This window comes from Paraburkholderia sp. J11-2, assembly GCF_905220185.1.
Taxonomy (GTDB): Bacteria; Pseudomonadota; Gammaproteobacteria; order Burkholderiales; family Burkholderiaceae; genus Paraburkholderia.
Genome location: NZ_CAJMYY010000054.1, coordinates 22,005 through 32,535, shown reverse-complemented (window position 1 = coordinate 32,535; position 10,531 = coordinate 22,005). Strand labels below are relative to the sequence as shown.

10 protein-coding genes are annotated in these 10,531 nt (G+C 63.9%); 2 read left to right on the top strand and 8 right to left on the bottom strand.

Annotated elements, in window-relative coordinates; all coding sequences use genetic code 11:
* A partial coding sequence (locus U5A57_RS40255) for an ESPR-type extended signal peptide-containing protein (RefSeq protein WP_321917797.1) occupies positions 1–1,036 on the bottom strand: 1,036 nt, incomplete at its 3' end.
* Positions 1,037–1,619: 583 nt separating this feature from the next.
* On the opposite strand from U5A57_RS40255, the gene U5A57_RS40250 reads away from it, so the two are divergent.
* Together U5A57_RS40250 and U5A57_RS40245 are read left to right on the top strand one after the other, a co-directional pair.
* Entirely contained in the window at positions 1,620–1,775 is a 156-nt protein-coding gene (locus tag U5A57_RS40250; RefSeq protein ID WP_321917795.1) for a hypothetical protein, read from the top strand.
* Positions 1,776–2,234: 459 nt separating this feature from the next.
* Positions 2,235–2,708 (top strand): nuclear transport factor 2 family protein, encoded by a 474-nt coding sequence (locus tag U5A57_RS40245; protein WP_321917793.1) that lies wholly within the window; start codon positions 2,235–2,237, stop codon positions 2,706–2,708.
* Positions 2,709–2,730: 22 nt separating this feature from the next.
* On the opposite strand, the gene U5A57_RS40240 is transcribed toward U5A57_RS40245, so the two are convergent.
* The 7 genes from U5A57_RS40240 to U5A57_RS40210 all read right to left on the bottom strand — a co-directional run bounded on the left by U5A57_RS40240 (position 2,731) and on the right by U5A57_RS40210 (position 10,486).
* Positions 2,731–3,153 (bottom strand): CopD family protein, encoded by a 423-nt coding sequence (locus tag U5A57_RS40240; protein WP_321917791.1) that lies wholly within the window; start codon positions 3,151–3,153, stop codon positions 2,731–2,733.
* Positions 3,154–3,216: 63 nt separating this feature from the next.
* Complete coding sequence (locus U5A57_RS40235; RefSeq protein ID WP_321917799.1) at positions 3,217–4,488, bottom strand: glutamate-5-semialdehyde dehydrogenase; 1,272 nt, start codon at positions 4,486–4,488, stop codon at positions 3,217–3,219.
* A gap of 197 nt (positions 4,489–4,685) precedes the next feature.
* A complete protein-coding gene (gene holA, locus U5A57_RS40230) occupies positions 4,686–5,882 on the bottom strand; it encodes a DNA polymerase III subunit delta (protein WP_321917789.1) in 1,197 nt (398 codons plus the stop codon).
* A 43-nt stretch (positions 5,883–5,925) separates the two neighbouring features.
* On the bottom strand, positions 5,926–6,489 hold the full coding sequence (lptE, locus tag U5A57_RS40225) for an LPS assembly lipoprotein LptE (protein WP_321917787.1): 564 nt from the start codon (positions 6,487–6,489) through the stop codon (positions 5,926–5,928).
* A gap of 75 nt (positions 6,490–6,564) precedes the next feature.
* A complete protein-coding gene (leuS, locus tag U5A57_RS40220) occupies positions 6,565–9,159 on the bottom strand; it encodes a leucine--tRNA ligase (protein ID WP_321917785.1) in 2,595 nt (864 codons plus the stop codon).
* 154 nt (positions 9,160–9,313) lie between these two features.
* Entirely contained in the window at positions 9,314–9,745 is a 432-nt protein-coding gene (locus U5A57_RS40215) for a biopolymer transporter ExbD (RefSeq protein WP_321917784.1), read from the bottom strand.
* Positions 9,746–9,757: 12 nt separating this feature from the next.
* Entirely contained in the window at positions 9,758–10,486 is a 729-nt protein-coding gene (locus U5A57_RS40210) for a MotA/TolQ/ExbB proton channel family protein (RefSeq protein ID WP_321917782.1), read from the bottom strand.
* Positions 10,487–10,531 lie beyond the last annotated feature (45 nt).

The following is a 10,531-nucleotide window of genomic DNA, read 5'->3' as shown; positions in this document are numbered from 1 at the left end:
GGCTCGAGGCAGTCACCGCACCCGCTGCCACGTTCGTCAGCGTGACCGCCGCATTGCCCGAGCCGCCCAGCGTCACCGTGTTATGCGCCGACGAGTCGTACATCACTGCATCGGCCAGCTTGCTGTTGATGTTGGTGATCTGACCATTGATGGTCGTCACGTTGCCCTGCAAGTTCGTGATCTGACCGTTGATGGTAGTCACATTGCCGGCAAGGTTAGAGATCGAGGTCGTATTGGCCGAGACCTGCGTGTTCGTCGCGAAAAGCTCCGAGCCGTTCACCGCGTCCGTGCTCGAAGCCGACACGCTGCCCGCCGCCACGTTGGTGATTGTGCGCTCGGCTCCTGATGCGCCTACGCTCACCGTACCCGTCGGGCTCACCCCCTGGTACTGGTAGGTAACTCCGCCGATCACACCGCTCGGAGTGCCAGCAACCGTTCCCGTTGTCGCGCCGTTGCCCAACGCCACGGAGTTCGCAGTGCCGGCGACTGCGCTATCGCCAATCGCAATGGCGTTCATACTCGAAGCCTGCGCAGAAAATCCGAGAGCCATTGCATTGGCGGCGCTGGCCAAGGAGCCGTAGCCCGATGCGATGGCGTGTACTGCGCCGTCAGCAACTTTAGCGCCAGGGCCCAGCGCCAACCCGTAGTCGGCAGAAGTGCCGACATATGCGTCTGAGCCAAGCGCAAGAGACTTGACCGAAAGCGCGGACGTGTTGACGCCCAACGCGACGGCATTGCCGCCACTGGCTATCGTGTGATAGTTCGTGCTGCCTGCGCCTATGGCGATGTCACCCGTCGACGTCGCGCTACTTCCGGTGCCGATGGATAATGCTGAAGCATCATTATTCGAGCCGATGTTGCCGCCATCGAGGGCAGACGCGACAGCTCCGAGCGATACGCCAGCAAGACCAAGCGCCGACGCGGCCCTCAGCGTCCGCACCGCAGACGCCTTCTTTTTACGTCCCGTGGCCATTTCCGGAGCGGCGACCCAAGTGCCGGTAGCCTCATTCCATATTGAACGGTAGATCTTATTCATATGCAATCCTAATCGATATGTCAAACACTAGAAACCGTAGCTGCGCTCAATCCCGGCTGAAGGCTTGTTCGAACTGACTCGAACGCGTTCGCGCGGGATGGCTTCCAGTGAAGCGCTGCCACCGCACCGATGGCCGCGCTGCCTTGTTCGGGCCGTGGTCGCCGGCAGTGGTGATCGTATTCAGCCCATGCGTTCGGTCGCCGACCGCTGCTTGTTTGTGTCTAAAACCGGGAGGGGAGCGACTCACTGGCAGGTCACCTGCCCTCTCAGCCAGTGGGAGTTCCCTGCTGCCCCTGCCCACGAGCAGCAGCAATCATTTGAATTGCGGCCCGCGGTCGTGCTGACTCGTGCCAGACCAATCTATTCGACTTGTTCATTCCTCGCCCCCGATGATTGCCTTCAATTCGAAAAAACCGCTGCCCCTGCGAGATCAACGATTTACCTGGCTCATGCAGTTGCTCGCCGATTTTAGTGAATAATCAGAATTCCCTGACAAAGTCAGCAGAACGACATGCGATGATTGAGGCGACTATATGTGCTTGATTTCATGAGGGCCATAAGAGAACTCTTAAAGAACAATTTCATGAAAAATCAAGAAAAATGGCGCTCCCACAAAGGCATTTCCGGCGAGTATCGCGGCGGCAATCGGCATCGTTCATTCAAAAGTCAGCACATCGAAATCGCGGAAAAAATCTTTAAGTTATTGCGATCAATCAAAAAATTAATTTCGATAAAATAAATAATATTACTCAATTAGTTAAAGTAACTTACGCAACGCAAGAATAATTCCTACGTCACATTTTAATTATTGAAGACGGCAGTCATCCGCCTACAGAAAATGAGCCCCTCAGTTCGCCCCATATTCATGGCATATCCGAATACCCCTGAAAACATTGATTGGCGAAAACGGGTACAACCCGGCTTCAAACCCAAGCCGTTGCGCAAAAACAACCCCGGATTTCCGCAGTGGTTTTGAGACTAGTCCTATATCCCATCGTCCGTCAGCAAAATAGACTTTGTGTGTCGGGAAACGCTGACTCCGGGCTTCCGCGTCAACGAGCCACACTGGCGTCGCGCATGCGTCACCAAGTTCACGGTAGTCGCACGCTTTCATACCGGCCACGTGCTGGCTGCGCCCCTATCCGTTTCCCCAGCTGAGCGAGCCATCCGGCTTCGCGCTCACATACAAGGAAACGCCATGAAACGCCTCTTGATTCTCGCCGTCGTCGGCGCACTAACGTCGTCCGCTTTCGCCGCCGTGCCGGCCGCAAACAACCCCATTAGCGAACGCCTGCAGGTAGAACTCCTCGAACATCAATGGACGCAGGCCGCCGCAACCGGCGACGGCGCGGTTCTCAACGACCTGCTAGACGATAAGTTCTTCGAAGTATTGCCGGGCAACATCCGCCGCAGCAAACGTGACCTGCTGGCCGCCGCGTCAGTTGCCGCCGGCGGCTCGCAAGTGCTGGAGGATGTGCGCGTACGGGTGCTCGACAATGTCGCCGTGGTGACCGGCATCAACCGTTACACGCCAGCAACGGGTTACAAGGCTGTCGAGTATCGCTTCACGGACGTGTTCGTGAAGCGCGAGGATCAATGGCGCGTGGCGGCGGCACGCATGCGCCGTATGGATACTGGTAGCATTTGTGGCCGCCAGACGTGGAGGATTTGAAGAAGAAGACGGGAACGTTGTGTCAGAACGGCTTGATAACCGCCAGCGCCACCGCGGCAAGCATGCCAAGCACTGGCAGTTCGTTGAACATGCGATACCACTTGTCGGAGCGACGGTTCTCGCCGCGCTCGAAGGTGCGCAGCAGGCGCCCACAGTACGCGTGATAGATGATGAGCAGCACGACCACGCCGACCTTCGCATGGATCCAGCCCTGCCCGCGTCCGATGCCCACAACGAGCCACAGCCACAGACCGCATAGCAGGGCCGGTACAGCGATGAGCGTCATGAAGCGGTAGAGCTTGCGCGCCATGATGAGCAGGCGCTTGACGGCCGCGGGCTCCGTTTCCATCGCGAGATTCACGAAAATGCGCGGCAGATAGAACAGGCCCGCGAACCACGAGGCGATCAGTACGATATGAAACGTCTTGACCCAAAGCATCGACATTCTTTTTTCTTCTTGATGGTCAATTAAGGGGGAGACGGCGTGCCGCCTCGCCTGGGCTAACGGCTACTGGCGGCCCTCACCGTGGCCGAGCACAACGTACTTGAGCGACGTCAGGCCCTCGAGGCCCACTGGGCCGCGCGCATGCAGCTTGTCGTTCGAAATGCCGATTTCCGCGCCAAGGCCGAATTCGAAGCCGTCGGCGAAGCGCGTCGACGCGTTCACCATCACGCTCGCCGAGTCCACTTCGCGCAGGAAGCGCATGGCGCGGTCATGATCCTCCGTGACAATGGCGTCGGTGTGGTGCGATCCGTAGTGATTGATGTGCTCGATCGCATCGTCGAGCGTATCGACCACCTTCACCGCCAGCACGGGCGCAAGGTACTCGGTGCGCCAGTCTTCTTCCGTAGCGTCCACGAGCGGACCCACGCCAGCGTCCGCGAGAATCGAGCGCGCCGCGGCATCCACGCGCAGTTCCACGTCCTTTTCGCGATAGAGGCGGCCAAGCGGCGGCAGCACGTCATGCGCAATGCCGCGCGCCACGAGCAGCGTCTCCATTGTGTTGCAGGTGCCGTAGCGGTGCGTCTTGGCGTTGTCGCACACGGTCAGCGCCTTTGCGAGGTCGGCGCGGTCGTCCACGTATACGTGGCAGATGCCGTCCAGGTGCTTGATCATCGGCACGCGCGCTTCGGCCATCAGGCGCTCGATCAGGCTCTTGCCGCCGCGCGGCACGATCACGTCCACGTATTCCGTCATGGTGATGAGCTTGCCCACCGCGGCGCGGTCCGCCGTTTCGACCACCTGGACCGCGTCCTGCGGCAGGCCCGCTGCCGCCAGCCCCTCGCCGATCAGCTTCGCGAGCGCCGTGTTGCACTCCAGCGCCTCGGAGCCGCCGCGCAGAATCGTGGCGTTGCCGGACTTCAGGCACAGCGCCGCGGCGTCGATCGTCACATTCGGACGCGATTCGTAGATGATGCCGATCACACCGAGCGGCACGCGCATCTGCCCCACCTGAATGCCGCTCGGGCGAAACTTGAGGTTGCCGATCTCGCCGATCGGGTCCGGCAGCGCCGCGACCTGGCGCAGACCTTCGATCATCGTCTTGAGCGCCTTGTCAGAGAGCGTGAGACGGTCGATGAAAGCGGCGTCGTGGCCCTTCTCCTTCGCTCGTGCGAGGTCGCGTGCATTCGCATCCTTCAGGTGCTGCGCGTCGCGCTCGATGGCTTGCGCCACCGCATCGAGCGCCGCGTTCTTCGCGGCCGTCGAGGCCCGTGCCATCGCGCGCGAAGCTTTGCGGGCGCGGCGGCCGAGGTCGGTCATGTACTGGTCGATATCCATGGTGTCTTTCGTCATGCGGCGCGTGAGGCACAGTCGGATTGCGCCGAGCGCGGTTCGATTCAAAGCGGTTCAGGCCGATTTTAAGGCCAGCCGCCAAGCTTTGCTGGACATGGCCGGGCGGCTCGGCATGCGCACCGGCCGCGCGGCAGGCATAGAGCAGGTGCCGAAGCGCCGGTTCGGGCAAGCCGTGGAGGGCTTTAGCCCGGCCGGCGCGACGGCCCTGCGGTGCGCGGTCGGGCCGCTGCCGCTGCGGCGGCTGCCGCAGCAGCCGGGCTGCGTGGCTGAGCGTCCGGCTGCGCGCGGCCTGGCGCCGCAGCGCTGCGCGCCGGCGCGCCGCCATCGCGAGGCGCGGCCACCGTCATCGCCAGTTCGAAGAGGCCGTCCCAGGCGTCGGGAGGCAAAGCGTTGCGCCAATCGGCACGCGATTGCCCCGAAAGGCCCTTCACCTGGCGGTCGAGCCGCGCCGCAAGCGCAAGTCCACGCTCCAGCGTCGCTTCGCTCAAGCGCGAAAGCGCCGGCCCGATAAGCCGCTCGCGCGGCCCCCACACGCGGTTCTCACGCAGCAGCATGGCGAGCGGCTTGCCGGCCGCCACGCCGCGCTTGATGCGCAGCAGCGTGCGGATTTCCTCGACCACGGCCCACAGCACCAGCACCGAAGCCTCACCCTCGCCCTGCAGCCCGTCGAGCATGCGCGCGAGGCGCCCGACATCGCCGGTCAGCATGGCTTCGTTGAGCTTGAATACGTCGTAGCGCGCGACGTTGAGCACGGCGTCGTGAATCTGCTCAAAGCTCAACACGCCTTGCGGATACAGCAGCCCAAGTTTCTGGATTTCCTGATGCGCCGCCAGCAGATTGCCTTCCACGCGCTCCGCCACGAACTGCAGCGCGCGCCGGCCGTCCTCGCCTGGCGCAACGCGCTGACCTTGCAGCGCGAGGCGCTGGCCGATCCAGTTCGGCAGCGCCGTGCGCTCGACCGGGTCGATCTTGATCGCCACACCGCTTTCCGAGAGCGCGGTGAACCAGGCGGACTTCTGCGTGGCCGCGTCGAGGCGTGGCAGCGTAACGAGCATCAGCACATCGGGATTCGCGGCCGCAGCGAGCGTCTTCAGTGCGTCCGCGCCTTCCTTGCCGGGCTTGCCCGACGGAATGCGCAACTCAACGAGTTGGCGATCGCCGAAGAGCGACATCGACTGGCTCGCGCCGAGGAGCGAACTCCAGTCGAAGCCGCGCTCGACGGTGAACACGGAGCGGTCGGTAAAGCCCGCCGCGCGCGCAGCCGCACGGATGCGGTCGCACGCCTCCTGGGCGAGCAGGTGTTCGTCGCCGTAGACGACGTACAGGCCGGCCAGTCCTCTCGCGAGGTGCGGTTCGAGTGCGTCGGGTCGCAGTTGCATGGCGCTCGGTCGAAGATCGCTCAGTAGAGGGAAACCGCGCGCATTACAGCGGCGGCGGCGGCAGCGGTGCGCGCGGCGCCACACCCGGCACGACCTGATCGGGCGTCGGGTTGATCGTTTTCAGCACGGCGAGGCGCCGCATGAGCTGATCGACGGCGTCGTTCTGCATGTCGGTGAACAGCAGGTCGGCTTCTTGCGTCTTGGCGGTCGAGAACTGATCGCTATACGTCATCGCGCGATTCAGCGCGATTGCGCTCGGCTGGATCAGCACGGAGCCGTCCGGCCTCGTCAGCGTGAAGTTGAGCGTGTAGTTGACCTGATATTCCACCACTGCGCCGACCGAATTGAGCGTGAGCGTGCTGAAGCTGCGCCCTTCGGAAACGTGCAGCACAGCGTCGGCGTTGGCCACCGAATCGACCACGACCGAATCGCTGCCGCCTTCGACCATACGCGAGAGGCGCCCGACGAACGGCGGCGGCGCGCCGACGACGGCGAGGCGCTTGAAGGCGAAGTTCTGCTCGCCGCGCAACTGGAAGCCGCAGGCCGAAAGGGCGAGCGCGCTGCCCGCCACGAGCGGGAACAACCTGAGGAACGATCTGCGAATCACATGGACTCCCTGGGTTCGCGACAGTGTCTGGGTGGCGGCGCAAGGCTGCGCCGCCAACGTGGCCTTGATTGGCGCTTAGACCACGACGTTCACGAGGCGGCCCGGCACGACGATGATCTTCTTCGGCGCACGGCCTTCCGCGAACTTGACGAACATCTCGTGCGCGAGTGCGGCGGCTTCGATCGCATCCTTCGGCGCGTCCTTGGCCACCGTCACGGCGCCGCGCACCTTGCCGTTCACCTGCAGCACGAGTTCGATCTCGGCCTGTTCCAGCGCCTTTTCGTCGACCTTCGGCCAGGACGCGTCGAGCAGCGTGCCGTATTCGTCGCTGTAACCGAGCGCCTTCCAGAGTTCGAACGCGATGTGCGGCACGACCGGGTACAGCACGCGCAGCAGCACGCCAAAGGTTTCGCGCTGCACGCCCGCACCGGCGCCCTTGGCGCCGTCGATGGCGTTGAGCATCTTCATCGCCGCCGAAACGACCGTGTTGTACTGCAGGCGCTGATAGTCAAAGTCGGCCTGCTTGAGCACGCTATAGACTTCGCGGCGCAGTGCCTTTTCGACGTCCGTGAGCGCCGCCGCGTCGAACGAGGCGCGCGACTGGATCGCGTCGGCGTTCGCGTGACCGAAGGCCCACACGCGGCGCAGGAAGCGGCTCGCGCCCTCCACGCCCGCGCCCGACCATTCGAGCTGCTGCTCGGGAGGCGCCGCGAACATCGTGAAAAGACGCGCCGTGTCTGCGCCATACAGGTCGATCAGCACCTGCGGGTCGACGCCGTTGTTCTTCGACTTCGACATCTTCTCGACGCCGCCGAGCACCACGCTCTGGCCGTCGCTGTTGAGCGTCGCGCCAATCGGGCGGCCCTTGTCGTCGTGCGTGACCGTCACGTCGGCCGGGTTGTACCAGGTCTTCTTGCCCGCCGCGTCTTCGCGGTAGAACGTTTCATTGAGCACCATGCCCTGCGTAAGCAGGTTCTTCGCCGGCTCGCCGAACTTCACGAGGCCGAGGTCACGCGAAACCTTCGCCCAGAAGCGCGAGTACAAGAGGTGAAGAATCGCGTGCTCGATGCCGCCGATGTACTGGTCCATCGGCATCCAGTAGTCGGTGCGCTCGTCGACCATGTTCACAGCGTCCGGCGCGGCGTAGCGGTAGAAGTACCACGACGAGTCGACGAACGTGTCCATCGTGTCGGTCTCGCGCTTCGCGTCGGCGCCGCACGTCGGGCACTTGCAGTTCAGGAACGCTTCGGACTTCGCGAGCGGGTTGCCCGTGCCGTCCGGCACGAGGTCTTCCGGCAGCACGACCGGCAGGTCCTTTTCCGGCACCGGCACGTCGCCGCAGCTCGGGCAATGGATGATCGGGATCGGCGTGCCCCAGTAGCGCTGGCGTGAAATGCCCCAGTCGCGCAAACGCCACGTGACCTGCTTGTCGCCGAGGTCGAGCGCCTTGAGGTCGGCAGCGACGGCGTCCACGGCCGCCGTGTAGGCGAGGCCGTCGTACTTGCCGCTGTTCACACACACGGCGCGTTCCTTGTCGCCGTACCATTCCTGCCAGCCGTCGAGCGAGTACGTCTCGCCTTCCACCGCGATGACCTGCTTGATCGGCAGGTTGTACTTTTTCGCGAACGCAAAGTCGCGCTCGTCGTGGCCGGGCACACCCATCACGGCGCCTTCGCCATAAGTCATCAGCACGTAGTTGCCGATCCACACCGGCACTTGCTCGTGCGTGACCGGATGCGTGACGGTAAAGCCCGTGGGCACGCCCTTCTTTTCCATCGTCGCGACGTCGGCTTCCGCCACGCCGCCGCGCTTGCATTCGTCGATGAACGCCTGCAGCTCCGGCTTGCCTTGCGCCAGTCGCGTGGCGAGCGGGTGCTCGGCCGCGATCGCGGCAAAGGTCACGCCCATGATCGTGTCGGCGCGCGTGGTGAACACGCGCAGCAGCTTCTTCTCGCCGTCCAGCTCGTACGGGAAGCCGAAGTTCACGCCGAAGCTCTTGCCGATCCAGTTCTGCTGCATGATCTTGACGCGCTCGGGCCAGCCGAGGCCGTCGAGGTCGTTCAGCAGTTCATCTGCGTACTGCGTGATGCGCAGGTAATACATCGGGATTTCGCGCTTTTCCACGAGCGCGCCCGAGCGCCAGCCGCGCCCGTCGATCACCTGCTCGTTGGCGAGCACGGTCTGATCGACCGGGTCCCAGTTCACCGTGCCGGTCTTCTTGTACGCGATGCCCTTTTCGAGCATCTTCAGGAAGAACCACTGGTTCCACTTGTAGTAGTCGGGCTTGCAGGTGGCGATTTCACGCGACCAGTCGATGGCGAGGCCCATCGACTGCATCTGGCCCTTCATGTACTCGATATTGTCGTACGTCCACTTGGCCGGCGGCACGCTGTTGGCCATCGCGGCGTTTTCGGCAGGCATGCCGAACGCGTCCCAGCCCATCGGCATCAACGTGTTGTAGCCGTTCATGCGCAGGTAACGGTACATCACGTCGTTGATCGTGTAGTTCCGCACGTGGCCCATGTGCAGTTTGCCCGACGGATACGGCAGCATCGAGACGCAGTAGAACTTGGGCTTGTCGGCCTTCTCGGCCGTCCGGTAAGCGTCGGTGGCGCGCCATTCGCCTTGCGCGGCGGATTCGACGTCGGAGGGAACGTATTTTTCGAGCATGGTGTGGGTGGTGAACGCTGGAAACGGGCGGTTTCGGTGCCGGATGCACCGGGCCGGCCGTTCACGATACCGGCAGATTGCGGCGGTTTCGCTGGGCCCGTTTTTAAAGGAAACGTTGATTATACCGTTGACTGGCGCGCGCTCAGTTCGCCGTTCAGTGCGCGCCGGCGGGCGGCTCGGTCACGAAGCCGAGGCGCGTGAGCCCGGCCTGCTGCGCGGCGCCCATCACCTGGGCGATCACGTCGTAGCGCGTCTCCCGCGCGGCGCGCAGCTGCAGCTCGGGCTGCTGCGACTCGGGCGCTTTGCCCGCCGCCGTGAAGCGCGCGCGCAGCTCGTCCAGCGTGATGGGCTGGGCGTTCCAGTAGAGCTTGCCGGCAGCGTCGATGGAAAGCGTGACGGTTTGCGCCGTTTGCTGCGCCGGCTCGGCGGCGACCTTCGGCAAATCGAGCCGGATCGCATGCGTGAAGAGCGGCGCGGTGATGATGAAGATGACGAGCAGCACGAGCATGACGTCGATGAGCGGCGTCATGTTGATGTCCGACATCGGTGCCGCATCGCGCTTCTTTTCGAGTCCGCCGAATGCCATTCGCGGTGCCTCCTACGACTCGGCGCGCGCGCCTTCGCGCATCGCGCCCTGCGCACCTTCGCGGCGCAGCGGCGCGCCTTCGGGCGCGCAGGCATAGGCGTGCAGATCGTGCGCGAAGCCGTCTAGATCGTCGCAAAGCTGGCGCACGAGGCGTCCGAGCACGTTGTAGGCGAGCACGGCCGGAATCGCGACCACGAGACCGAACGCCGTCATGATGAGCGCTTCGCCCACCGGGCCGGCCACGTTCTCGATCATCGCCTGGCCGCTCGCGGCAATGCTGCCGAGCGCGTGGTAAATGCCCCAAACCGTGCCGAGCAGCCCCACGAACGGCGCCGTGCTGCCCACCGAAGCCAGCAGCACCTGCCCGAATTCGAGCCGGCGCTGCGAAGCCTGAAGCGCACCGCGCAGCGCACGCAACACGCGCTCGCCGCGGTCTACGCGCGAAAGCATCATGCCGGGCGCGTCGGCTTCCTCGGCGGCGAGCGCCGCCTGAGCGAGCGGCAGGAAGACGCGTTCGCGGTCGACCCCACGCATGGCGGCCACGCCGTCAGCAAGGCTGCGCGCCTGCCAGAAGCGCGCAACGGCGCGCGGCCCCTGGCGCTTCGCGCGCAAGAGGATCCAGCTTTTCACGATGAGAAAGCACCAGCTCGCGACCGACATGGCGAGCAATACCCACGCTACCGCGTGGGTGACGGCATCGCCCGTCTGCAGATAGTGAATGACTCCGGAACTGGCTGCCATCGGACCTCGCTCACTGTCTGTCCGGCGCAGGCGCCGGACCATAAG